Annotated in this window: 17 protein-coding genes; 3 read left to right on the top strand and 14 right to left on the bottom strand. The window is 68.3% G+C overall.

All coding sequences use genetic code 11. The features are described from left to right. Positions 1-24: 24 nt before the first annotated feature. From bpln_RS22085 to bpln_RS22040, 10 genes are all read right to left on the bottom strand, one after another. Positions 25-1,677, bottom strand: coding sequence for a trimethylamine N-oxide permease (locus tag bpln_RS22085; protein ID WP_042627423.1), 1,653 nt, complete (start codon positions 1,675-1,677; stop codon positions 25-27). A gap of 173 nt (positions 1,678-1,850) precedes the next feature. Continuing rightward, a complete protein-coding gene (locus bpln_RS22080) occupies positions 1,851-2,714 on the bottom strand; it encodes a glycine betaine ABC transporter substrate-binding protein (protein WP_055140008.1) in 864 nt (287 codons plus the stop codon). A 141-nt stretch (positions 2,715-2,855) separates the two neighbouring features. Then, positions 2,856-4,001 (bottom strand): FAD-binding oxidoreductase, encoded by a 1,146-nt coding sequence (locus bpln_RS22075; RefSeq protein ID WP_042627421.1) that lies wholly within the window; start codon positions 3,999-4,001, stop codon positions 2,856-2,858. Between the two features lie 18 nt (positions 4,002-4,019). Further along, the gene (locus tag bpln_RS22070) at positions 4,020-5,261 is read right to left on the bottom strand and encodes an aromatic ring-hydroxylating oxygenase subunit alpha (RefSeq protein WP_042627420.1); all 1,242 of its coding nucleotides are present in this window, start codon (positions 5,259-5,261) and stop codon (positions 4,020-4,022) included. Positions 5,262-5,313: 52 nt separating this feature from the next. Continuing rightward, positions 5,314-6,099 (bottom strand): drug:proton antiporter, encoded by a 786-nt coding sequence (locus tag bpln_RS22065; protein ID WP_055140007.1) that lies wholly within the window; start codon positions 6,097-6,099, stop codon positions 5,314-5,316. Further along, complete coding sequence (locus bpln_RS22060) at positions 6,096-7,274, bottom strand: electron transfer flavoprotein subunit alpha/FixB family protein (protein ID WP_055140006.1); 1,179 nt, start codon at positions 7,272-7,274, stop codon at positions 6,096-6,098. The genes bpln_RS22065 and bpln_RS22060 overlap by 4 nt, the downstream gene beginning before the upstream one ends. A 4-nt stretch (positions 7,275-7,278) precedes the next feature. Next, positions 7,279-9,204, bottom strand: coding sequence for a (Fe-S)-binding protein (locus bpln_RS22055; RefSeq protein WP_055140005.1), 1,926 nt, complete (start codon positions 9,202-9,204; stop codon positions 7,279-7,281). A 2-nt stretch (positions 9,205-9,206) separates the two neighbouring features. Further along, a complete protein-coding gene (locus bpln_RS22050) occupies positions 9,207-11,270 on the bottom strand; it encodes an NADH:flavin oxidoreductase (RefSeq protein ID WP_055140004.1) in 2,064 nt (687 codons plus the stop codon). A gap of 46 nt (positions 11,271-11,316) precedes the next feature. After that, positions 11,317-11,859: a DUF5943 domain-containing protein gene (locus bpln_RS22045; RefSeq protein ID WP_042627415.1), complete on the bottom strand. Its 543-nt coding sequence runs from the start codon at positions 11,857-11,859 to the stop codon at positions 11,317-11,319. Positions 11,860-11,996: 137 nt separating this feature from the next. Then, positions 11,997-12,968, bottom strand: coding sequence for a dipeptidase (locus bpln_RS22040; RefSeq protein ID WP_042627414.1), 972 nt, complete (start codon positions 12,966-12,968; stop codon positions 11,997-11,999). A 544-nt stretch (positions 12,969-13,512) separates the two neighbouring features. On the opposite strand from bpln_RS22040, the gene bpln_RS22035 reads away from it, so the two are divergent. From bpln_RS22035 to bpln_RS22025, 3 genes are all read left to right on the top strand, one after another. Further along, positions 13,513-14,538 (top strand): GlxA family transcriptional regulator, encoded by a 1,026-nt coding sequence (locus tag bpln_RS22035; protein ID WP_055140003.1) that lies wholly within the window; start codon positions 13,513-13,515, stop codon positions 14,536-14,538. Positions 14,539-14,593: 55 nt separating this feature from the next. Next, positions 14,594-15,883: a glycosyltransferase family 9 protein gene (locus bpln_RS22030; RefSeq protein WP_055140002.1), complete on the top strand. Its 1,290-nt coding sequence runs from the start codon at positions 14,594-14,596 to the stop codon at positions 15,881-15,883. A gap of 224 nt (positions 15,884-16,107) precedes the next feature. Continuing rightward, positions 16,108-19,239 (top strand): DEAD/DEAH box helicase, encoded by a 3,132-nt coding sequence (locus bpln_RS22025; RefSeq protein ID WP_082465392.1) that lies wholly within the window; start codon positions 16,108-16,110, stop codon positions 19,237-19,239. Positions 19,240-19,503: 264 nt separating this feature from the next. On the opposite strand, the gene fdhA is transcribed toward bpln_RS22025, so the two are convergent. From fdhA to bpln_RS22005, 4 genes are all read right to left on the bottom strand, one after another. Continuing rightward, the gene (fdhA, locus tag bpln_RS22020; protein ID WP_042627411.1) at positions 19,504-20,700 is read right to left on the bottom strand and encodes a formaldehyde dehydrogenase, glutathione-independent; all 1,197 of its coding nucleotides are present in this window, start codon (positions 20,698-20,700) and stop codon (positions 19,504-19,506) included. A 361-nt stretch (positions 20,701-21,061) separates the two neighbouring features. After that, the gene (locus tag bpln_RS34340; RefSeq protein ID WP_244132026.1) at positions 21,062-22,351 is read right to left on the bottom strand and encodes an MFS transporter; all 1,290 of its coding nucleotides are present in this window, start codon (positions 22,349-22,351) and stop codon (positions 21,062-21,064) included. A gap of 7 nt (positions 22,352-22,358) precedes the next feature. Further along, complete coding sequence (locus tag bpln_RS22010; RefSeq protein ID WP_055140000.1) at positions 22,359-23,546, bottom strand: ATP-grasp domain-containing protein; 1,188 nt, start codon at positions 23,544-23,546, stop codon at positions 22,359-22,361. 95 nt (positions 23,547-23,641) lie between these two features. After that, positions 23,642-24,526: a PhzF family phenazine biosynthesis protein gene (locus bpln_RS22005; RefSeq protein ID WP_055139999.1), complete on the bottom strand. Its 885-nt coding sequence runs from the start codon at positions 24,524-24,526 to the stop codon at positions 23,642-23,644. Positions 24,527-24,530: the final 4 nt, after the last annotated feature.

Raw genomic sequence — 24,530 nt, 5'->3', positions numbered from 1 at the left:
GACGCGCCGCGCGCCGGGGCCGGCTCAACCCCAGGCCAGGCGGTACGAAACCGCGATCGTCAGCGCCGCCGCGATCAGCGCCACGTAAGGCGCCGCGTCGTAGAGCCGGTGCCGGCGCGGCACGTCCAGCGCCATGTCGCGCCTCATCGGCTCCGGGAACCGGCCGCGATCCTGCCAGTAGTGGCGGTAGAGGAACACCGGCACGATCAGCAGCATCGCGATCAGCCCGTTGCGCAGCGTGCCGTCGCCCTGCAGGTTCGCGCCCGCGCCGACGTAGACGAGGTTCAGGTAGCCGCACACCGAGCCCGCCACCAGCAGCCAGGTCGGGCAGCGGAACGGCCGCTCCCAGCCGCCGCGATCCATGCGGTGGATCCAGCCCGACTGCAGGTTCAGGAACACGAAGATCATGTAGCAGACGTTCGAGATCGACAGCACCGTCATGTAGTCCGACATCATCAGCAGCACGAGGTTGAAGCCGAGGTCGGTCCACATCGCGCGCGTCGGCGAGCCGTGGTCGTTCACGTGCGAGAGGTACTTCGGCAGCCAGCCGTCCACCGAGGCCTGGTAGAGCGTGCGCGACGACCCCATCATCGAGGTCATCACGATCAGCAGGATCGACAGCATCAGCATCACCACGATCGCGTTGGCCACCCAGGCGCCGCCGCCCACCATGCGCGCCATCGCGGCGGCCACGCCGGTGCCGTCGCCGATCCTCGGGTCGAGCATCGCGCCGGTGCCGAGCGCGCCCTGGAACGCCATCGGCACGAGCGTCATCACCACCAGGCACAGCGCGCCGGACCAGAAGATCGCGCGGGCCGTGTCGCGGCGCGGATCGCGGAATTCACGCGTGTAGCAGACCGCCGTCTCGAAGCCGTAGGAGGCCCAGCCGGCCATGAACATCGCGCCGAGCGCCATCACCACGCCCTGCCCGTTCCAGGCGCCGAAGCGCTCGGCGGTGAGGTTGCCGTGCGCATCGTGGCCGAGCGGCAGCAGCGGCAGCAGATGGGACATCGGCACGTCGCCGGTCACGAACGGCACGATGCCGACGATCAGCAGCGGCGTGAGCGAGGCGATGCCGAGGATGCGCTGCGTGCGGGCCGCCTTCGAGGCGCCGCTGTGCTGCAGCCGGAACGTGATCAGCAGCAGTGCCGCGGCGATCACGAAGGTTGCGTTGATGCGCAGCGTGAGGCCGGGCTTGATGAAGCCGAGATTGGCGAGGGTCCATTGCCAGTGCTGGATCGCCGCGTCGGCGGGGAACAACGAGGTGAGCGCGTAGCTCGCGGCGAGCCCGCAGCCGAGCGCGAGCATCGGAGACCAGGCGAGCCAGTTGCACCAGACCGACACCGGCGCGATCAGCTTGCCGTAGCGCACCCAGCCGATCGCGCCGTACACCGACGCGCCGCCCGACTTATGCGGAAACAGCCCCGAGATTTCCGCATAAGTCGCGCTCTGGATCAGGCCCATCGTGATCGCGCCGATCCAGACGGCCCACGCCGGCTGGCCGATGGTGGCGCACACGCCGCCGATCGTGAACAGCACGCCGGCCGGCACGCCGCTCGTCACCCAGAAGGCATCCTTCCAGCTGAGGCCGCGGTGCAGCGTGCGGCCGTTTTCTTCATGTGAGATGGTCTTATCGACCTCGCGGGTGCTGCGCGCGCGCAGTCCGGCTTGACTCATCCAGAACCTCCCAGCAAGAGTCCGCACAAGGGGCGTAGTGTAGCAACGCTTTCACGGAAAAGCCCGCCAACAATGCGGTTTTCGGAAAAAAAGAAGCCCGTCCGACCCATGACCGGACGGGCATTTTTTACTTCGCCTTCCTCAGCAATAATGCAATCGTACCGGTTTCGCGGTTACTGCGCGCCGTCGGTCCAGGCCTTCACACGGTCGCCGTGGGCCGCGATCCACTGCCCAGCAGCCACGTCCGGCTTCGCGCCGCCCTGGATCGCGAGCATCACCGAATCAAGCTCGCCCGGCTTCCACTGGAACTTCTTCAGGAACGCCACCACCGGCTTGGCCTTGGTTTCCAGCGCCGGGTTCGCGACGCTGTCCACGTGCTCGGCCTCGCCGTAGATCTTCTTCGGATCATCGAGGAAGCGCAGGTCCCACTTCGCGAACATCCAGTGCGGCACCCAGCCGGTCACGATGATCGGCTTCTTGGCATTCTCGGCACGCGACAGCTCGGCCGTCATCGCGCTGCCCGAGCTGGCCAGCAGCGTGTAGCTGAGGCCGTAGGCCTTGATCGCGTCGTCGGTCTTGCGCATCACGCCCGCGCCCGCGTCGATCCCGACGATGCGCCCGGCGAAGTCGGCCTTCTCGCCCTCCAGGTCGGCGATGCTCCTGGCCTTCACGTAGCTCGGCACGATCAGGCCGATCTTCGCGCCCGGGTAGTTCGCGCCGAGGTCGACCACCTTGGTCTTGAACTGATCCCAGTACGCGCCGTGCGTGACGGGCAGCCAGGCCGACAGCGTCGCGTCGAGGTCGCCGCGCGCCACGCCCTGCCACATCACGCCTGCGGCCACCGGCACCAGCTGCACCGGATAGCCGAACTTCTTCTCGATGATCTGCGCGGCGACGTTGGTGGTCGCGACGCTGTCGTCCCAGCCTTCCACGTAGCCGATCTTCAGCGTCGGCTTGGTGTCGGCGGAAGCGGGGGCACAGACCGTCAGCAGCGCGGCGAACGCGCCGCACCAGGCCAGCTTTCCGATGAACTTCATGGTCGATCTCCTTGGGGTGGTCGTGGGCATGCCGAGGCATGTCTCATTTGGGGTCTCTCTAGGTTCCACAGCCACAATTCCCCGGTATCGTCGTTTTCCGACACGTCCTTGCTCATAAACGACGCGCCGGCACGGATTGTTTCACTTGTCGACCACCAGGTCCGACAGCGGCTTGCTGCAGCAGAGCAGCACCATGCCCTGGTCGATCTCGCGCTGGCGGATGCCGCCGTTGTGCTTCATCTCCACCTGCCCCGACACGAGCTTGACCTTGCAGGTGCCGCACATCCCCTGCGAGCACGACGAGGGCAGCCGCACGCCGGCCTGGCGCGCCGCGTCGAGCACGTGCTGGTCGGTGCCGCAGCTGATCTCGCGGTGGCTCCTGGCGAACGTGACGCTGTAGTGCGTGGTGTCTGGCACCGGCACGCCTTCCTCGACGAGCGTCTCGACCACCTCGGGCGCGGCCTCGTCCAGCAGCGTCTCGAACGAGAAGCTTTCCTCGTGATACCGCTTGCGGTCGAAGCCGGCCTCGTCCAGCAGCTCGCGCACCGCCTTCATGTACGGCGCCGGCCCGCAGGTGAACACCTCGCGCTCCATGAAGTCCGGCGCGACCAGCTTCAGCAGCGGCAGCGACAGGTAGCCCGTCACGCCGTGCCAGTTGGTGCGCGCGCCGATCCGCTCGCAGACGAATGAGGTGCGGAAGTTGGCCTGGTTCGCGGCGATCAGGTCCAGCTCGCGCGCGAAGATGATGTCGTCGGGCGTGCGCGCGCTGTGGACGAACACGATGTCGCGATCCTCGGCGAGATCGTGGTGCGCGCGGCTCATCGACATCAGCGGCGTGACACCCGAGCCGGCCGACAGGAACAGGTACTTGCGGGCCGGATGGCGCGCGCAGGTGAAGTCGCCGGCCGGGCCGAGCACGCGCACCGCCGCGCCCGCCTGCAGGTTGTCGTGCAGCCAGTTCGAGACGCGCCCGCCCGGCACGCGCTTGACCGTGATCGACAGCGTGTGCGGGCGCGCCGGCGACGACGAGATCGTGTAGCAGCGGTTGATCGTCTCGCCGTCGATCTCGAGTTCGAGCGTGACGAACTGGCCCGGCTCGAACGCGAACGCGCGGCCGGCGGGCGAGCGGAAGAAGAAACTCTTCACGTCGTGCGTCTCCTGCCGCACATGGCAGCAGGTCAGCGTTTCCTCGACGTCGCTGGTCCAGCGCTCCGGCAACGCGCGCCAGAAGTCGGGCTGCGTCACGCGGCTGTCCACCGGTTCGAAATGGGCGGCATCTCGCATCATGTCTCGCTCCGCGTCGCGTCAAGCGCCCAGATAGGCGGCCATGCGGCCGATGTACCAGGCCGAGAACTTCTCGACCAGCCCTTCCGTGTACGGCGAATACGGGCCCGGCTCGTAGGCGCTGCTGGCCGCGCCGCGCTGCGAGAACTCCACCAGCGCGCGATCCTGGTCGTTGGTGGCGTTCCAGACCGCCGTCAGGTTCTTCACGTCGTAGTCGATGCCTTCCTTCGCGTCCCTGTGGACCAGCCACTTGGTGCGCACCAGCGTCTTGCCGGCCGACAGCGGGATCACCGAGAACGTCACGATGTGGTCGCTCATGAAGTGGTGCCACGAGTTCGGCTGGGTCCAGAACGACAGGCCGCCGAGGTCGGCGCGCTCGAATTCGCCGAGCAGCTTCTTCGAGGCGACCTTCGCGTCGAGCGTCTGCGATTCGCCGCTGCGGTCGAGCGGCAGGCGCTGGGTGCGAAAGCCGGTGGTGTCGAGCAGCCGCTCGACCTCCACCGACGGCAGCCCCAGCTCGCCCCATTGCTGCTCGCGCTCCACGCAGGTGCGCTCGAACGCGGCCATGCCCTCGGCGGTGGCCGGCGACGGCTGGTAGCCGAAGCCGTATTCGTACAGCGAGATGGTCAGCTCCGGATGGTTCGCGACGCAGTGATAGCACTCGCGGTTGTTCTCCATCGTCAGCTTCCAGTTGCCTTCCTCGATGATGTCGATCTGCGCGGCGATCTTCGTGTTCGGCAGGTCGTGCGGCAGCAGGTACGGCTCCATCGCGGCGCGTAGCGTGGCGAAGTCGGCGGGCGGTTCGTCGGCGAGGCAGATGAACAGCAGGCCGCCCAGGTTCTGCAGATGCACCGGCTTCAGGCTGTGCTTGCAGCGGTCGAACTTCTCGCCCATGTGCTCGGCGAACATCAGCGCGCCGCTCAGGTTGTAGGTCCAGCTGTGGTACGGGCAGACGATGTTGCCGACCGAACCCTTGTCCTCGTTGCAAAGGCGCGCGCCGCGGTGGCGGCACACGTTGTGGAACGCGCGGATCTCCATGTCGTCGTCGCGCACGATCAGGATCGAGTCGCTGCCGAGCTCGACCGTCACGTAGTCGCCCGGCTCCGGCACGTCGGGCTCGATCGCGACCTGGATCCAGTGCCGGCGGAAGATCGCGTCCATGTCGAGCTGGAAAATCTCCTCGCTCAGATAGAACGGGGCTTCCAGGCTGTAACCCGCTTGGCGGCGCGCCACCAGCGCACGAATGTCTGCCGTTTGATTCATCGTTTGCTCCGGACTCTATCCTTGTTTCCTGCCGACCGGCACGGGCCGGATATCAGTAATCGATCAGTTGATGCTCGCGCAAATACGCCAGGATCACTTGTGCTTTTTCGACCGAACTCCCCTCAATTACGACGTTGCCGCCGCGACTCTCGGTGGTGGTCGCGGACAGCATCCGCGCGTGCCCGGAGCGCTTCTCGGCGGCCGCCAGCCTGACCGGCTTGCGCCCGGCGGGCGCGCTCGCCCAGGCCTCGAGTTCGGCCGACGGCGCGACCGCCGCCGGGCGCGCTTCGATGCGGCCCTCGCGCAGCCGCGCGTAGGCGTAGCGCGGCTCGACGCCAGCGAGCGGATGCACGGCCACCACCGCCGGCAGCTTCACGGCCACCTTGCGGCGCAGGCCCTTGGGCAGGAACTGCCGGATCTCGGCGCAACCGTCGCGCAGCGCGACGTCCACGGCCGTGCCCGCCAGCCCGAAATCGAGCCGCGCCGCGATCTGGTACGGCAGCATGCCGGTGTCGAACGCGCCTTCGGCGCGCGTGCCGGTCAGCACCAGATCGCAGCCGGCCAGCCGCTCGGCGAGCGGGCCGATCGCTTCGTCGCCGGGCTGGCATTCGAGCACCTCCACCCGGCTCGCGCCGAGCGCGAGATAGTCGGCGAGCGCCGGATTCGCGGGGTCGCCCGCGTGCAGCACTTCCAGCCGCGCGCCGTGTTCGGCGGCCAGCGCGCGGCCGATCTCGAGCGCGGCCGCGTCGTTGCGGCTGTAGCGCGGCGCGCCGCTCACGGGATGCCGGCCGACCGATACCAGCACGGCGATGCGCGACGGCTTGCGGGAGCTGTTCATGCGGCCACTCCTTCCAGATGCCGCGCGCCGGGCTCGTCGGCACGGCCGCGGGCCGCGCGCGCGGCGTTGACTTGTTCGATCAGCGCGGCGATGGTCGCCTGCGCGTCGCCCACCACGGTCAGGTTCGCGCGCCTGGCGATCGGCGCGCTCGCGTCGAGGTTCACGGCGATCACGTGCCGGCAGTCCTTGATGCCCTGCAGATGCTGGACCGCGCCCGAGATGCCGAACGCGATGTAGACGCTGGCCTCGACGGTCTTGCCGGTGGCGCCCACCTGCTTGTCGCGCGTGAAGTGGCCGTTGTCCACCGCCACGCGGCTCGCGCCGATCGCCGCGCCGAACACGCCGGCCAGTTGCTCGAACGCGCCGATGTCGGTCACGCCGTTGCCGGCCGAGACGATGAAATCGGCTTCCTCCAGCGCGACCTGCGCCGCATTGATCTCCTCCAGGCCGAGATCGCGGTAGAGGCCGCCGCCGGCGCCCGCGCGCGCGCCGCCGCCGGGCACGAACGACGGATCGAGCCGCTCGCCGGCGCCGACGAACGGCAGCTTCGGCTCCACCGCGTTCGGCGCGAGCAGCACCACGTCGGGCAGCGCGCGCGTGGCGAACCGGCGCTTCGCGTCGGCGTGGACGCCGACGTGCTGCGCGTCGATCTCGACCACGTTGGCGGCCACGCTCGCGCCGAGCGCGGCGGCATAGCGGCGGCCGAGGTCGCCGTCGCCGGTGGCGTTGTCGGGCACGAACACATGGCGCGGCGAGAGCGCGGCGGCGCAGCCGAGCAGCGCGTGCAGTTCGTCGTCGGGCGCGAACGCGCGGCGCTCGAAGCCGGGCAGCTCGATGAGCCGGTCGATGCCGAGCGCGGCCGGGTCGTCCTTCAGTTCGCCGAACGACAGCAGCGCGACGGCGGTGTGCGCGTCGGCGATCAGCGCCGCGGCGGCCACGGCCTGCCGCGCGTGATCGTCGAGCGCGCCGCGTTCGGGATGCGCCACCACCAGCAGCACCTGGCCGGCCGCGTCGAGCGTGCGGCGCGGTTTCGTCGCTTCCCTGCCGTGGGCGTGGCCGGTCCAGAGCGCGAGGCTGGCGCCCGCCGCGGCCGTCTCGCCGAGCGTGATGCGCTTGAGTCCGGCCGCCGTGACCACGAACGGCCGGCGCGGATCGAGTCGTTTGATCGTGTTCATCGAATCACTCCAGCGAGGCGGCGACGAGTTCGGCGACGTCGAGCACGTCGGGGCGCGGTCCCACCACGCCTTCGAGCATCGCGGTGCAGTTCGGGCAGCCCACCGCGACGATCTCGGCGCCGATCGCGCGCGCGTCGGCGATGCGGATGTCGGGAATCCGCTGCTTGCCGGGGATGTCGGTGAGCGGCGCGCCGCCCCCGCCGCCGCAGCAGCGTGCGCGCATGCCGTTGCGCTCCATCTCCACCACCTGGATGCCGATCGTCTTCAGCAGCTTGCGCGGCGCCTCGGTCTCGCCGTTGTAGCGGCCGAGATAGCAGGGATCGTGGTAGGTGATCTTTTTCTCGCGCAGCGTCTCGCCCGCCTTCGGCGTGATCCGGCCGGCCTCGGCCAGCTCGGCGACGAACGCCGTGTGGTGCTTGACCGTGTAGCGCGCGCCGAGCGCGCGGTACTCGTTGCGCAGGCTGTGCATCACGTGCGGGTCGGCCGTCACGATCTGCTTGAACGACAGCGCGTCGAGCGTGGCGATCAGGCGTTTCGCCATCTGCTGGAAGGTGGCCTCGTCGCCGAGCCGGCGCGCGGTGTCGCCGGTGTCGGTCTCGGCGCGGCCGAGCACGGCGTAGTCCACGCCGGCCTTGTTCAGCACCTTCACGAACGCGCGCAGCGTGCGCTGGTAGCGCATGTCGAAGGCGCCCTCGCCGGCCACGATCAGCACGTCCACCGGGCGGCCCGGCTGCGCCACCGGCGCCTCCAGGTCGACCGACCAGTCGTAGCGCGCGGCGGTGTCGAAGCCGCCCATCGTACCGGTCTCGCGCAGGTTCGCGATCACTTCCGCGCCCTTGCCCGGCACCGTGCCGTGGACCAGCGTCTGGTTGCGGCGCATGTCGACGATCGCGTCCACGTGCTCGATCAGCATCGGGCACTCCTGCACGCAGGCGCGGCAGGTGGTGCAGGACCACAGCGTGTCGGCCTCGATCAGCCCCGAAACGATCGGGCCGTCCGGCTGGCCGCCATGGCGGCCCACGGCGATGCCCGGCGTCGGGCTGCCCGCGTAGCCGGCGTCGGTGCCGCCCGCCATGCCGGTCACGAGATCCTGGATCAGCTTCTTCGGGTTCAGCGGCTGGCCCGAGGCGAACGCCGGGCAGGCCGCCTCGCACTTGCCGCACTGCACGCAGGCGTCGAAGCTCAGCAGCTGGTTCCAGCGGAACTCCACCGGCTTGCCCGCGCCGTACTCGCGCTGCTCGATGTCGGGCAGCTTCAGCGCGGTGGGCGGCACCGCCGTGCCGTTGCCGGTGTAGCTCTCCCGGCTCGCGGCGAAGCGCTCCTGGCGCGGATGGAACGCCAGGTGCAGCAGGCCGGCGATGGCGTGCTTCATCGGGCCGCCCCGGGCGGCGCCGAACGTCATCGCGAACGCGCCGACGGCGATCAGCAGCGCGCAGAGCACCGCGAACGCGCCCGACATCGCGCCGGCCGGCACCAGCGCGAACAGCACGAGGCCGAGCGCGAACGAGCCGAGCAGCCAGGGCAGCGTATTCCACGGCCCGCGCGACAGGCGTGCCGGCACGTCGCGCGCCGCGCGGCGGCGCCAGACGAACACCGCGCCCACCAGCATCGCCAGCGCGGCCAGGAAGATCAGCCGGTCGAGCCACGGCGAGTAGATCGCGAGGCCGTAGTTGACGAACACCAGCGCGAGCGCCGCGATCGCGCCGCCGGCGGTGGCCACGTGGGTCCTGGCGATGTACGGATCGCGCGCCACCACGTGGTGCAGGTCGACGAAATAGCGCTTCGGGATCGTGAACAGGTGGCCGATGCCGAACGCGCCCGGCGCCGTGGCGCGCCCGCCGCGCCAGTAGGCCGAGCGCTTCGCGACCGCGAACGCGAGCCCCGCCACCGACAGCCACAGCAGCGCGGTAATCAGGAAAGCCGGATTCATGGTCAGAAATCCTTCACGAGGCGCAGCGCGTCGTAGATCGCGCCGTGGATGTTGTGCATCGAGATGCAGTCGCCGACGCGGAACAGCAGGAAGCGGCCGTTGCCGAGCGCTTCCGACAGGCTCGGCTGCGGCTCGGCGGCGAACAGCTTGTGGACGTCCACCTGCCCGCGGTTGACCGATTCGGGCTTGAGCTTCCAGTAGAGTTCGTCGTTCGGCGTCGAGCCGTTCTCGATCACCACCTGGTCGACCGCGCGCTCCTCCTGCTCCTCGGTGTACTCGTTGCGCAGCACGGCGATGGTCTTGCCGTCCTCTTCATAGACGCGATCGAGCCAGTAGTTCGGCGTGTGGATCACGCCCTGCGCGTAGAGCCGGCGATAGAAGATCGGGAACGTGGTGCCGCCGCAGTCGTCGGCCACCTTCACGTCGGGCGTGACGATCTCCACCTGCGAGCCGCGGCTCGAGATGAAGTCGGCCACGCCCGCGCCGGCATGCGTGCTCACGCCGTCGTAGATCAGCACGTTCTGCTTCGGCTCGACGCGGCCCGTGAGGATGTCCCACGAACTGACCGCGAGGCCCTCGGCCACGCCCCACGCCGGCACCTGGCCGGTGAAGCTGGCGCCGCCGGTGGCCAGCACCACGATGTCCGGCTTCTCGGCCATGATCAGCTTCTCGTCGGCGGCCACGCCGAGCCGGCGGTCCACGCCGAGCCGCCTGGTCTCCATGTCGAACCAGCGCACGATGCCGGCCATCTGCTCGCGTTGCGGCGCCTTGGCCGCGATCATGATCTGGCCGCCCACTTCGGTGTGCTTCTCGAACAGCACCACGTCGTGGCCGCGCAGCTTCGCCACGCGCGCGGCTTCCAGCCCGGCCGGGCCGGCACCCACCACCACCACCTTGCGCCTCGGCCCGCGCGACTTCTCGATCACGTGCGGCATGGTCGCCTCGCGCGAGGTGGCCGCGTTCTGCACGCAGAGCACGTCGAGGCCGTTGTACTGGCGGTCGATGCAGTAGTTCGCGCCCACGCACTGCTTGATCTCGTCCTCGCGGCCGTCGCGGATCTTGATCACCATGTGCGGATCGGCGATCTGCGCGCGCGTCATGCCGACCAGGTCCACCATGCCGCTCGCCAGCAGCCGCTCGGCCTGGCCGGCGTCGCGGATGCTCTGCGCGTGCATCACCGGGATCTTCACCACCGACTTGATGCCGGCCGCGAGATGCACGAACGGCTCGGGTGGCAGCGCCATCGGCGGCATGCAGTTGGCGAGCGTGTTGTGGGTGTCGGCGCCCGAGCCGATCACGCCGAGGTAATCGATCAGGCCCGACTCGGACATCGCCTGCGCGATCTCCTTCAGCTGCTCGTGGTCGAGGCCGTCCTCGTGGAATTCGTCGCCGCACATGCGCAGGCCGACGCAGAAGTCGGGGCCCACCGCCTCGCGCACCGCCTTGAGCACTTCCACGCCGAAGCGCAGGCGGTTCTCCAGGCTGCCGCCCCACTCGTCGGTGCGGAAGTTGGTGCGCGGGCTCCAGAACTGGTCGATCAGGTGCTGGTGCGCGGCCGAGATCTCGATGCCGTCCATGCCGGCGTCCTTGACGCGCTTCGCGGCGGCCGCGAAATCGCCGATGATGCGGCGGATTTCCTCGACCTCGATGATCTTCGCGTTGCCGCGGTGCACCGGCTCGCGCACGCCCGAGGGCGTCATCAGGTGCGGCCAGTGCTCGCCGTGGAACGCCGAGCGGCGGCCCATGTGGGTGGCCTGGATCATGATCTTCGCGCCGTGCCGGTGCATCGCCTCGGCCAGCCGCGCGAGCGGATCGACGATCCTGTCGGTCGACAGGTTCACCGACTTCCACCAGCCCTGCGGGCTGTCGATCGACACCGGGCTCGAACCGCCGCAGACGGCCAGGCCCACGCCGCCCCTGGCTTTCTCTTCGTAGTAGCGGATGTACCGGTCGCCCGGCAGGCCGCCCGGCTCCGCATAGACCTCCGCGTGCGCGGTGCTGACGATGCGGTTGCGCAGCGTGAGCTGGTTGAGCGTCAAGGGCTTGAACAGGTTCGGATAACGCATCGCGGGCGACCTCTGGCGTGTTCTTGTCGTGTGGGGTATCGGGGAATCAGGCCGCGAGCGGCGACACTTCGAACACGCAGTGGCCATGGTGGCCGTGATGCTCGCCGGCGCACTGCGCCTCGGTGGAGAACGCGCGCGGCGCGCCCTGGCCTTCCGGCGTGGTGTCGTTGACCCAGTCCATCGCGCCGGCGAACCAGCCCGCGAACATGTAGCAGAGCTTGCCGAGCTTGTCCGGCTGCTGCAGCACGAACGACGAGTGGCGCAGCTCGATGCGCGCATGGGCGCGCTTCGGATCGGCCTCGATGAGGCTGAACAGGCCCCAGCCGCGCTGGGAGAGGCGGTTCAGGTAATGCTCGAACACCGCCATGCCGCCGATGCCGTGCTGCGCCGCTTCCTTGTCGCACCAGTGGTAGGCGGATTTATAGCCGGCCTTGTAGAGGATCTCCGCATAGGCTTGCTGGCCCAGCGCTTCCTCCACGGCCACGTGGTTGTTGGTGAAGAAGTGGCGCGGCACGTACAGCATCGGCAGCGCGTCGGTGGTCCAGACGCCGGTGTTCGGATCGACGTCGATCGGCAGTTGCGGTTGCATCGTTGACTCCAGGGAATGACGGGTTGCGCCGGTTGCCGGGCGCGACCCGGCCCGCGCGCCGCCGTTCGGGGGCGCGTGGCGCGGACCGGATGACATGAGGGGAGCGGGCCGGCGCGCGGCCGCGGGCGCCGGGCGGCTCAGGCGCCCCAGACGTCCTTGAACACGCGCACCCAGTTCTCGCCCATGATCTTGCGGATGCGCGACTCCTTCCAGCCGGCGCGCTCCATCGCGGCCGTCAGGTTCGGGAACTCGCCGATGGTGCGGATGCCCTCGGGGTTCACCACCTTGCCGAAGTTGGTCAGGCGGCGGTAGCGGCCCTTGTCGTGCGTGAGCATGTCGAAGAACTCGGTGCTGTAGCCCTGCGTGAAGTCGGTGCCGATGCCCACCGTGTCCTCGCCGATCAGGTTCACCACGTAGTCGATCGCCTCGATGTAGTCGTCGATGGTCGCGTCGATGCCGCGCTTGAGGAACGGCGCGAACATCGTCACGCCGACGAAGCCGCCCGCGTCCGCGATCTCGCGCAGCTGCGCGTCGCTCTTGTTGCGCGGGTGCTCCTTGAGGCCCGAGGGCAGGCAGTGCGAATAGGTGACCGGCTTCTTCGAGAACGCGATCGCCTCGGACGAGGTGTTGCCGCCCACGTGCGAGAGGTCGACCATGATGCCGACGCGGTTCATCTCGGTGATCACCTCGCGGCCGAAATCCGACAGGCCGCCGTCGCGCTCGTAGCAGCCGGTGCCGACCAGGTTCTGGGTGTTGTAGCAGAGCTGCACCACGCGCACGCCCATGTCGGCGAACGCCTCGATGTAGGACAGGTTGTCCTCGAACGCATGCGCGTTCTGGAAGCCGAGGATCACACCCGTCTTGCCTTCGAGCTTGGCGCGGGCGATGTCGTCGGTGGTGCGCACCAGCGTGAGCAGTTCGCTGTTCTCGCGGATCTGCTGCTTCATCGTGCCGATGTTGTCGACCGTCTTGATGAAGCTGTCCCACACCGACACCGTGCAGTTCGCGGCCGTCACGCCACCCTTGTGCATGTCCTCGAAGACCGACCGATCGAATTTCGAAATGTTCAGGCCATCGATGATGATGCTGTCCTGATGCAGCGTACTCATGTGTTTCTCCAGAATGTCGCGTGGGGTGGGACGACCCGGTTCGAACCGGCAGGCGCCGTGGCCGCGAGACGCCCGCCCTGCAAGGCTTCGGGGCGGGTTTCACGGCCTCTTTGCCGACGGCTCTATTCTTGTCGTTCGGATTTTTCGCCGATTGATGAATTCAGACGCTTTCTTTGCCTTTTCCGACATGCGCGTCCGTTTTGTACAAGTCCGCCGCGCGCGTCGCGAGCGGTGCAACCGGCATGCGCGCCTGGCCACGTCGCGGCGCCACCGCCGAGCCGCCCGATACACAACCGGCACGCGATCGATAGGCAACCGATGCGCGACCGGCACGCGACGCAACACGACCGGCACCGGCGCGGTGCCGTCCGCGCGCGAGGCGGTGCAGGCCGGCCCCGCCGCGGTGCGCCGCGGCATGGCGCGCGAGCCCCGAGCCACGGTGCGATCAGGGTTTAGCCGTATGGCATGCTTGTTGCGCGGGATCCCACAATAGCTGCGCCGTGTTCCCCGGCCGCACAGAGTCCCGATTCAAGGAACGATCCCCATGTCACCCGACCGTACCGCGTCGTTGTCCCACTTCGCGTTCGTTCCTCTACCCAATTTCACGATGATCGCGTTCACGAACGCGATCGAAGTGCTGAGGATGGCCAACTACCTGAGCGGCCAGCCGCTCTATCGCTGGTCGATCGTCACGCCGGGCGGCGGGCCGGTGACCGCGAGCAACGGCCTGAGCGTCGACACCGCACCGGCCGACAGCATCGGCGCGCCCGACATGGTGTTCGTCTGCGGCGGCGTGGACGTGCAGCGCGCCACCACCGCCGATCATCTATCCACGCTGCGCCGCTTCGCGCGCGCCGGCGTCGCGCTCGGCAGCCTCTGCACCGGCACTTACGCGCTCGCCAAGGCCGGCCTGCTGGCCGGCTACGCCTGCGCGATCCACTGGGAAAACATGTCGGCGCTGAAGGAGGAGTTTCCCGACACGCGCTTCCTGAAGGAACTGTTCGTGATCGACCGCGATCGCGTGACCTGCACCGGCGGCGTCGCGCCGCTCGACATGATGCTGAACCTGATCGCGCCGCGCATCGGCACGGCGCGCGTCACGCAGATCGCCGAGCAGTTCATCGTCGAACACGTGCGCGACACCAGCGCCCAGCAGCGCATGCCGCTGGTGGCACGGCTCGGCTCCGCGAACAAGTCGCTGTTCGAGGTGATCGCGCTGATGGAGAACAACATCGAGGAGCCGCTCTCGCGCGAGGAACTGGCGCGGCTCGCGAACATGTCGCAACGCCAGCTGCAGCGGCTGTTCCGCGAGCACCTCGGCATGACGCCCACCCATTACTACCTGACGCTGCGGCTGCGCCGCGCGCGCGAGCTGCTGCTGCAGACCGACATGTCGATCATGCACATTACAATGGCATGCGGTTTCCAGTCGGCCTGCCACTTCAGCAAGAGCTACCGCGACGCGTTCGGCACCGCGCCGACCCGCGAACGCCGCAAGCAGGTCGCACCGCTCGCGCAACCGATGCTGCCGATCGGCGCATCGCAACCGGTGCTCGCGCTGCACGCCTGACGCTCCGCCGCGGCCGGACGCGGGCGCACGGCACGGCGCCCAAGGACGACCGCACGTGTCAGACGACGCCGCGCTGGCGAGCGCCTATCTCGCCTACCTGAACACCCCGAACGACGACACGGGCTTGGCGCTCGCGCGCGGCCTGCGCGAGGCCGGCCATGCCGCCGCCGCGTCCGCGCAGATCACGCGCTGCGCCGCCAGCGCGAGCACGCCGCTCGCGCTGGCGCTGGCCGGCATCGAGATGAATCATCTGGGCCGCTTCGCCGAGGCCGAGGCGCTGCTCGCGCGCGCCGAGGCCGGCCTCGCCGACGACCCGAACCGCTACGTGATCCGCTTCGAGCAGACCGTCGCGCGCTACGGCCAGGGCCGCTATCGCGACGCGCACCGGCTGTTCCGCGAGCTGCGCGACGCGCCGCATCGCGCGCGCGTGGTCGAGACGCTCTACCCCGGCCACGGCGGCAGCTTCGACTGGGCCGAGCGCAAGTTCCTCGGCCATCACGATCCGGTGGCCGGCAAGCGCGTGCTGGTGATGATGGAAGGCGGCGCCGGCGACCTGTTCATGCATTCGCGCTACTTCGCCTGCCTGCGCGAGGAAGGCGCGGCCTCGGTGGACGTGCAGGTCGGCGAACTCGCGCGCGGCGTGCTGCGCGAGGACGGCTTCGTGCGCGAGAGCGGCCCGCAGGTGGGCGCGCTGGCCGATCAATGCGATTGCGTGACCTGGCTGTTCAACCTGTTCGCGCGCTACCAGACGAGCCCCTACCAGCCGCGCTTCGATACCCCCTACCTCGACACGCCGCCGCCCTCGGCGCTGCCCGACGCCGTGCGCGCCGCGCTCGACGCGCCGGGGCTCACGCGCATCGGGCTGGTCTGGCGCAGCGAGTCGGGCGTGCGCCACGAACCGTACCGTTCGCTCGCGCTGGACACGCTCGCGCCGCTCCTCGCGCAGCCGGGCTGCCGCTTCTACTCGCTGCAGGTGGGCGACGCCGGCGAGGCGCGACGCGAGGCCGAGCGCGCCGCGATCGCCGCGCACGGCATCGTCGATCTGGCGCCGGCGCTGCACCGCTTCGCCGACACGGCCGCCGTGCTCGGCCAGCTCGACCTGCTGGTCTCGATCGATACCGGCGCCGCGCATCTGGCGGCGGCGCTGGGCCGGCCGGTCTGGCTGCTGCTCTCGCACGCGGGCGACAGCCGCTGGCTCGACCACGTCGATTTCACGCCCTGGTATCCGTGCATGCGGTTGTTCCGCCAGCCGGTGCTCGGTGACTGGCGCACGCCGGTGGCTGCCGCGGCGGCGGCGCTGGCGGCGGGCGAATTCGCGGGACAGGAAACCGGGCCTGCGTCGTAAGGATACGGCGCCGTACCCATGATCGAGGCACTTGTCCGCTGGCATAGGCAGCGGCGGGATCATCTTGACGCGGTTACGATCGAGATCGACATGTCCTATGCTCGATCGCAGCACGACATTTCAATTTACCGTTCGACACGCCGATCCGTGACGATCGGGTATGCTCCCGAGCGGACAGCTTCCTTGGCCGGGAAGACGAGAGACCAGAAGGACGATACGCATCCATGAATGCAGACAGCAAAGCGGCAAAAGTACCGCTGCCTTATTGGCGGGCGGCATTGGCCGAAGTCAGCTTGCTTCATCCGGAAGTTGACCCGCAAAGCCAACCCATCACAATTGCGCATAGCGAGGACGTCTGGCGGGTCACGCACGCCGAACCGAATGTCGATGCGTGGGTAACAGCACAATTCGCCGCCAGTAAATCGAACAAGGACGCGCGTTCAGCCAGAACCATCCCCTTCGTACTGGTTGCCGCGCGCCTTTCGGAATCGGCTAGTCATGGCGTGAAACGTGAGGCTAGCGACATTCACAAAGGGCTCTCGGTACTGTGCGTGCCATGCCTGCTCGATAAATCGGGGGGCCTCTGGCCGGACCCCGACCGTCATCCGTGGATACCTCGCGACCTCCTCGAGCCCACGCTCAAACCCGTGTCCATCGGCGCGCTGGCCCGCTACGACGAATTCATCAGCCGCTTGCCGGATAAACCGAAGACGCTCGGCGACACGCTGCAGAACGCCGCGCTACTCTTTCATTTTGTTACGAAAACTCATCTTCCACCGCTTCCCGAGGTGAGCGACGACCCGGTGGAATTTTCGGTCGACGGATATGAACTGGTGTGCGAATGGCATGGCATTCCCTACGAGCCACCCATCGTTGCACGGCATTTGATCAGGCTCTACGACAATATCCTCGCCGGCGCTCCGACGCTCCCACTACTCGACAATCTCGCCACGCTCGACGATCGCCCGTCATGGCCGCCGCAAGCGATACCGGACGCGGCCCCCGCGTACGCCGAAATCGTCGGCCACATGAATGCGCGATATCCGCTGTCGCCGTCGCAGCGAGAAGCGATGGTCGAATTCACGCATCTCGGCGACGGTCAGATCCTCGCAGTCAACGGCCCTCCCGGCACTGGCAAAACCACACTGCTGCAGAGTGTCGTCGCCCAGGTATGGATCGATGCCGCCTTGCGCGCTACGCAGTGTCCTCTGATCGTCGTGGCATCCACCAACGTCAAGGCGGTCGAAAACGTGCTCGACTGTTTCGCGCGTATCAGTGCGGAAACCGGTCACGAGCGCTGGCACCCTTATAGCCGGGGCTTCGGCTTGTTCCTCGCTTCGGAATCACGTGAAAGCCAGCATCCCACCTGCACAAGCCGAAGCCAGCCGTTCGCCGAATACGAGACGCCGGAGGCAGTCGACGCGGTAGAGCAGCTGTTCCTGGAAAAGGCGACGGCGGCATTTGGCTCCGAGCAGGTTTCGGTCACTGAGGTCGTCGACGCCCTGCATCGCGACCTGCAAGCCCGACGCGACAAGATCGGCGCGATCGTGACCGCCCGCTATGACGTGTTCGAAGCAACCGGTCAGGATCTCGATGAGGGCGCGGCAACGTCCTGCCAACGGGAGCTGGCGCAGCACGATGCGCACATCGCGACCTTGCAGGCCGAGCTGGCAAATATCAAGCTGAAACTGGCCGAATGCGACTCGAATGCTGTCGCGATCGAGCAAGCTCGAGCGGACATGCTGAACGCGATCGATGCCGCGGAGCAGCGCTGGACTGACTATCTGGCACATTCACCGCTATGGCTCGACTTGCTCGCGTTCATCCCGGCAATCGCACGGCGTCGGATCGCACGCGATCGCTCCGTTCTGATTGCCCACCCGCTCACCGCGAGCAGGAAACACCGAGACGACGGGCTCGATGCGCATTTCGCCCAACTCAGGCAGGAAGCTGGGGACAAGCATGCCGTCGCCCTCAATGCATTGAATCAGCTACGTGCCGGGCTGAAGCAGCAGCACAGCGCAGCGAATACACGGCTTGCCGCCGAGAAAACGGCCCGCGCCCGCCTGATGAGCGTGTTCGAGCGCTGGCGGAAAAGCTTACTCGGGGGATTCGACAGCATGCTGGATGTGTCGCTGGTCGCACTCAACGACAGTCTGGACACTCTGTTGCGCGCTCCCATGTTTCCGTTGGCAGATCGCTACTGGACGGGTCGGTGGATTCTGGAAATGCGCGAGCGATTTCGTGTCGCCGAAAAAGATTCGAAAGGCAGGGTACGGCTCGAAGCTCAGTATCGCCGCTTCGCCAAGCTCTCGCCCTGCCTCGTCTCCAACTTTCACATGGCGCCATCGTTCTTTACCGCCTGGCAGGGCGAGGATATTCCGTTCTGGAACACCATCGACTTGCTGATCGTGGACGAAGCCGGGCAGGTCTCGCCCGACATCGGCGCCTCGATGTTCGCTCTCGCCAAACGAGCGCTCGTGGTGGGCGATACATACCAGATCGAACCGGTATGGAACAACGGAGAGACCACGGATCGTGCCAACGCCGCAAAATTCGAGCTGGTGTCCGAGCCACACGACCGGCGCTATGACATGCTGGCCAACGCGGGCTATACGCCGGCCAGCGGAAATCTGATGCGCATCGCCAACCGTAGTTGCCGGATACAAAAATTCGACGACATGCGTGGCCTGATGTTGACGGAGCACCGCCGCTGCGTCCCCGAGTTGATCGATTACTGCAACAAGCTCATCTATGCCAATCGGCTCGAGCCGATGCGGCCGTCCATTCCGCCGAAGCGGCGCTTGCTGCCTGCGTTCGGGTATTTGAATCTGAGCACGCGAGATCAATCACTCGGACGCAGCCGGCAGAACAAGGATGAAGCCGCCGCCATCGTCGACTGGCTGAAGACAAACCGTGCCCGCATCGAAGCGCATTATCGCGATGACCAGGGTGCGCCAACGCCAATTTGGAAGCTGGTTGGCATCGTTACACCGTTCGCTCGTCAGGCGGCCACGATAACGCATGTGCTGCGCAGCAAGATGCCTGATCTCACGCGCAAGGGCAGCCAATTGACGATCGGCACGGTACATGCACTGCAAGGCGCAGAACGTGCCATCGTCATCTTTTCGCCGACCTATGGTGAATCGCACACCGGTGGACTGTTCTTCGACAACGGGCCGAACATGCTCAATGTGGCGGTGTCGCGCGCGAAGGACAGCTTTCTGGTGATTGGAACGATGTCACTGTTCGACGCGGCCCGGCGCAGCCGCTGCTCGGGCCTGCTGGCGAACTACCTGTTTCACGGACCCGCGAGCGCCGAATTGGAGAGCGTGCAGCCATCGTACGAACGCTGAGACGCTCGACCTGCCAAGGCACCGCAGATTGACTGACCGGGCGATCTTCACGATGCGGCCTCTGTCGTGTACACCACGCCGAGACAACAACCCGTCACTCGCCTCGCCCAACAGACACGCCTGGACACGACAAGGTAGAAACCGCTCGCCGCGCTTCATCTTGAAACGCCCCGAAGCTCCACATCGAGCCTCGGGAGCGCACTAGCAGCAGGGGCCTTACCGACCCCAAACACGGTGACGTAGATGCTGTGATGCTCGCGGCCGTCAAGCCGCGATCATCCCGTGCGGATCGATCACGAACTTGCGCGGCGCGCCGCCATCGAACTTGCGGTAGCCCTCCGGCGCCTGGTCGAGCGAGATCACCGTGACGTTGACGATCTCGGCGATCGGCAGCCGGTCGAACAGGATCGCCTGCATCAGGTTGCGGTTGTACTTCAGCACCGGCGTCTGGCCGGTATGGAACGTATGCGACTTGGCCCAGCCGAGGCCGAAGCGGATGCTGAGGCTGCCGTGCTGCGCGGCGGCGTCCTTCGCGCCCGGATCGTCGGTCACGTAGAGGCCCGGGATGCCGATCGCGCCGGCCGGGCGCGTGATTTCCATCAGCGAATTCAGCACCGTGGCGGGGGCCTCCTCGGCGTGGCCCGACGAGCCGTGGCCGTGCGCCTCGAAGCCGACGCAATCGACGGCGCAGTCGATCTCGGGGCGCCCGACGATGCGCGCGATCTGCTCGCCGAGCGGCGTATCCTGCGAGAGGTCCACCGTCTCGAAGCCGACCTTGCGCGCGTGCGCGAGGCGCTCCGCGTTCATGTCGCCGACGATCGTCACCGCCGCGCCGAGCAGCCGCGCCGAGGCGGCCGCGGCCATCCCCACCGGGCCGGCGCCCGCGATATAGACGGTCGAGCCCGGCTTCACGCCGGCCGTGACGGCGCCGTGATAGCCGGTGGGCAGGATGTCGGACAGGCAGGTCAGGTCGCGGATTTTGGCCATCGCCTGGTCGCGGTCCGGGAACTTGATCAGGTTGAAATCGGCATACGGCACCAGCACGTATTCGGCCTGGCCGCCGATCCAGCCGCCCATGTCCACGTAGCCGTAGGCGCCGCCGGCGCGCGCCGGGTTCACGTTCAGGCACACGCCGGTGCTCTGCTCGCGGCACATCGGGCAGCGCCCGCAGGCCACGTTGAACGGCACCGTGACGATGTCGCCGATCTGCAGCGTCTCGACGTCGCCGCCGAGTTCGATCACCTCGCCGGTGATCTCGTGGCCGAGCACGAGGCCGACCGGCGCCGTGGTCCGGCCGCGCACCATGTGCTGGTCGGAGCCGCAGATGTTGGTGCTGACCACCTTCAGGATCACGCCGTGGCCGATCTTGCGCCCGCTCGGGTCGACCATCCGCGGATAATCGATCTTCTGCACCTCGACCTTGCCCGGTCCCTGGTATACGACTCCTCGATTGCTGCTCATCGCTTCGTCTCCTGTCTGTCTGGCTTCGTGCTGCGCGTCGCCCGGCGCGGCCGCGCGCGGGTCGGGCAGCGAGCCCTCAGAGGGTAGTCCGCGAGGCGGGGCGCCGGATGTCCAAAACCCGACACGCGGTTGACCGTCGCCGACACGCGGTGGCACGAGCGCGCCGGCATGTGGTTACGGACCGGCGCCGCCGCCGTTCGCGCTGCGGCCGCGCGCGAGGCCGGAACCGCGCATGGCGACGCCTGCCGCACGGCAGGCCGTTTCAGCCGGGCGAAGATAACTGAAGAAGGGAACCGGCGGACGCGCAGCCCCGCCGGTTCGCAACGCACGGGCGCCAGGTCTCCCCGGAGCCCCGCCACGCTCAGGCGGCGTCCGATCGTGCGGGCGAATCGGCACCGCGCGGCTGCCCGCCCCGCCCCAGCGAGAAACCCAGGCCCGCGAGCACGAACACCAGCCCGGAGGCCGGCAGCACGAAGCGCACCACCGGCAAGCCGAGGGCACCGAAGCAGAGCGGCCACAGCGACGCGCCGACGTTGAGCAGGATCGTGCGCACGCCGATCAGGCGGCCGACGTCGCGCTCGGCAGCCACGTCGTGGACCAGCGCGAGCAGGTTGGGCTGCGCGGTGCCGAGCGCCAGGCCGAGGCAGATCGCCAGCACGCACATCGTTTCGTAGCTCGTGTGCCACGGATAGGCCGCGAAGCCGAGACCCACCACGATCAGCGCGCCACGGATGATCCAGACGCTCGACAGGAGCCGGACCAGCCCGGGCAGGCAGATCCGGATCACGAACGTCGCGCCGGAAAAGAGCCCGAGCACGATGCCGATCTGCTTCGGCGACAGCCCGACGCTGCGGCTGATGAACGGCACGAGGAAAGTGTGCAGGTCCCACGCCATCGCGAGCAGCGCGCCGGCCACGAGCACCTTGCGCACGTCGCGCTGGCGCAGCAGGCGCAGCGTCGCGCGATCGCGCGCGCGCGGCTGGCCGGCCGGCCCGGCGGCCTCGGCAACCTCGGCCGCGGGCGGTGCCGGCCGGGTCGAGCGGAACACTCGCCGCCGCGCGACGAGCAGCGCGAGCAGCACCGCACCCACCAGCGCCGCGAGCCGCAACGGCGCGTGGACACCCCACTGCCCGGACAGGTAACCGCCCAGCAGCGCGGCCAACGAGGTGGCGGCCGACTGCGTCAGCGAGAAGAAACCGAAGCGGCGCACCCGTTCGTCCGGCGCCCCGCATTCGCCGATGTGCAGTTGCAGCGCGATCTGCATCAAGGTGAAGCCGATCCCGCACAGCAACGCACCGGGAAACAGCAGCACGACCGGCCCCGGCACCGCCTGCAGCAGCGCACCGCACAGCAGCACCAGCCCGCCGCCGGCCAGCATTGAACGCGGGCCGAGGCGCGTCGCGACGGCGCCGGCATGCACCGCGATCAGCAGCGGGGCGAGCGAGTACATCGCCATCACGATGCCGAGTTCGATCGATGAACGGTTTTCGCGCACGATCAGGATCGTCGCGCCGACGCGGCTCACGCCGAACGCCAGATACAGGAAGAAGCCGAGCACGAGCGCGACCACCAGCGACCCGGCCGCCGCCGGCGGCTTCGCAAACGCGGCGTCGAGCCCCGCCGGCTCGCGCGCGGCATGATTCACCGGCACGCGGCGCTCAATGCGACGCCTGCCATTCGATGCGCTCGCCGAGCCAGGCGCTGGCCTGCGCGACCCGGTCGGTCGTCTCGGCCTCGCTCTCGCCGCTGACGATCACGCTCAGCACGTCGTCGGTATAGGAAGCCGCGCGGCCGTTCACGACGCCCTGACGCCCGTTCACGTAGACGTTCGTACACCACTCGAACGGCAGGGTCAGCGGCAGCGAGCGCAGGACCGCCTCGCGGGTCGGGAACATCAGCGACGCCGAATAGCGCGAAGGCCGTCGCACCTCGCCGATTTCGCTGTCGAGCCCGCATTGCGCGCGCACCCAGGCGCGGCTCAGGTTGAAGCCGTAGTCCTGCTCGATCAGCTCGATGATCAGCGAGCCGGCGGTGCGGCTCGCGATTTCGTTGAGCAGCAGCGTGCCGTCGGGTGCGCAGAAGATTTCGGCGTGGAACGCGAGCGGATCGGTGGCCGGCAGCGCCGCGATCACGCGCTGGCAGAACGTCACCAGCCGCTCGCCGAGTTCGGTGTCGGGCCGCATCGTCAGGCTGCCGTAACAGCCGTCGGCCTGGTAGTCGAGCGACGAATTCACGTAGCGGTAGGGCACGATGAACTCATAGCGCCCGCCGCGCAACAGCCCGTTGACATGGAACATCGTGCCTTCGACGAAGGTCTCGACCATGTATTGCCGCGCCGTCTGCTCGCGCTGGAAATCATGCAGATCGCGTGCCTCGCGCAGCACGCGCACGCCGCGCGAGCCGGCGGCGTCCACCGGCTTGACCACCACCGGATAGCCGTGCTCCTCGATGAAGCCGGGCAGATCGGGCGCCAGCGTCATGCGCCGGTAGCGCGCCGTCGGAATGCCGGCGGCCGCCATGTGATCCTTCATCAGCACCTTGTCGCGGTAGGCGCGCGCGCTCTGCACCGATTGTCCCGGCAGCCCCAGTGCCTCGCGCAGCGCCGCGACGCGCAGCATGTCGTATTCGGACTGCGAAGCGATGAACCCGATCGGCGCGGTCCGGCCCAGCTCCAGCGCGAGCTGGTCGGCCAGCGGCACGCCCAGGTCGTCGAACTTGCGGATCATCCGGTACTTGCCGGGCCGGTTCATCGGCTTGCTCGTCAGCGCATAAACGTCCTGCCGCGCATCGGCGAGCCAGTTGTAGAAATCGAACTTGGTGGAACGGTTGAAGACCAGAAATGCCATGATTGTCATTGCCTCGGTTCGAACCTGTTGTGACGACTGCCCGCGCGAAACGAACCTGGACCTGGATCGCGCATCCCCTGTCTCGGGCCGCGCGGTCAGCAAACCTCGCGCACCACGCCGATCAGCGGCACGGCGGGCCCGGTCACGCATTCGCCCGCCACGCGCCACGCGCCTCCGGACGGCGATGCCGACACGACGAGGCGCGCGAGGCCGCAATCGGGCCCGCCCTGGTCGATCACGACGTGGGCGCCGGCCGCGGCATCCGCATCGGCGAAGCGCGCGTGACGGGCCACGGTGGGCGCGATGCCGCCGGTGGCCATGTCTTCCTGCATGCCCACGCGATGCGGGAAATGCCGCGCGGCCAGCCGCGGCGCAACCCGGTCGCGGACGGCGAAGACATAGATGCCGGTGGCCCCGAGCCGCTCGCAGAGCGCGTCGCGTCGCGCCGGATCGATCGAGATCGCGGCGAGCAGCGACGCATCGGGCAATTCGAGCAACAGCTTCTCGCGCGGCGCGCCGACCGAACGCGCCAGCGTCGCGCGCCGCGCGTCGACCCGCGCGATGCCGAGCGCTTGCAGCGCGTCGTCGAGCAGCCTCGCGTCCAGGGGTTCCGAGCCCCCTTCGTCCTGCGAGTAGGACCAGCTGCGCGCACCGTCGCTGACGACCGACACCGGCTTGCCGCCGATCTCGAACACCTGGCTGTCGCGCGGGCCGTCATGCGCGTCGAGCCATGCGGCGGCGGCCAGCAGGCCGTGCCCGCAGAACGCGATTTCGCCGCCCGGGGTGAAGAAGCGCAGCCCGGGTCCGGCCGCGCCGGCGCCGCGGCGCAGCCAGGTGACTTCGCCCTGCTGACGCCGCGCCAGCGCCACGCATGCATCGAGGTCGACCTGCGCCGCCGCCTCGGTAGCGAACACGAACGCGGCATTGCCGTGTTCGCCATCGACCGTGAATGCCCGAGCGGGCGTGCCATGCCGGATCATCTGC

It is taken from the genome of Burkholderia plantarii (genome assembly GCF_001411805.1).
Lineage (GTDB): Bacteria > Pseudomonadota > Gammaproteobacteria > Burkholderiales > Burkholderiaceae > Burkholderia > Burkholderia plantarii.
The sequence above is the reverse complement of the archived record's forward strand: the minus strand, read 5'-3'. Positions and strand labels throughout refer to the sequence as shown.

Bases quoted from the DNA above. Each gene is read 5' to 3' on its own strand.
- bpln_RS22085 (WP_042627423.1), bottom strand. From the start codon at position 1,677: ATGAGTCAAGCCGGACTGCGCGCGCGCAGCACCCGCGAGGTCGATAAG.
- bpln_RS22080 (WP_055140008.1), bottom strand. From the start codon at position 2,714: ATGAAGTTCATCGGAAAGCTGGCCTGGTGCGGCGCGTTCGCCGCGCTG.
- bpln_RS22075 (WP_042627421.1), bottom strand. From the start codon at position 4,001: ATGATGCGAGATGCCGCCCATTTCGAACCGGTGGACAGCCGCGTGACG.
- bpln_RS22070 (WP_042627420.1), bottom strand. From the start codon at position 5,261: ATGAATCAAACGGCAGACATTCGTGCGCTGGTGGCGCGCCGCCAAGCG.
- bpln_RS22065 (WP_055140007.1), bottom strand. From the start codon at position 6,099: ATGAACAGCTCCCGCAAGCCGTCGCGCATCGCCGTGCTGGTATCGGTC.
- bpln_RS22060 (WP_055140006.1), bottom strand. From the start codon at position 7,274: ATGAACACGATCAAACGACTCGATCCGCGCCGGCCGTTCGTGGTCACG.
- bpln_RS22055 (WP_055140005.1), bottom strand. From the start codon at position 9,204: ATGAATCCGGCTTTCCTGATTACCGCGCTGCTGTGGCTGTCGGTGGCG.
- bpln_RS22050 (WP_055140004.1), bottom strand. From the start codon at position 11,270: ATGCGTTATCCGAACCTGTTCAAGCCCTTGACGCTCAACCAGCTCACG.
- bpln_RS22045 (WP_042627415.1), bottom strand. From the start codon at position 11,859: ATGCAACCGCAACTGCCGATCGACGTCGATCCGAACACCGGCGTCTGG.
- bpln_RS22040 (WP_042627414.1), bottom strand. From the start codon at position 12,968: ATGAGTACGCTGCATCAGGACAGCATCATCATCGATGGCCTGAACATT.
- bpln_RS22035 (WP_055140003.1), top strand. From the start codon at position 13,513: ATGTCACCCGACCGTACCGCGTCGTTGTCCCACTTCGCGTTCGTTCCT.
- bpln_RS22025 (WP_082465392.1), top strand. From the start codon at position 16,108: ATGAATGCAGACAGCAAAGCGGCAAAAGTACCGCTGCCTTATTGGCGG.
- fdhA (WP_042627411.1), bottom strand. From the start codon at position 20,700: ATGAGCAGCAATCGAGGAGTCGTATACCAGGGACCGGGCAAGGTCGAG.
- bpln_RS22010 (WP_055140000.1), bottom strand. From the start codon at position 23,546: ATGGCATTTCTGGTCTTCAACCGTTCCACCAAGTTCGATTTCTACAAC.
- bpln_RS22005 (WP_055139999.1), bottom strand. From the start codon at position 24,526: ATGATCCGGCATGGCACGCCCGCTCGGGCATTCACGGTCGATGGCGAA.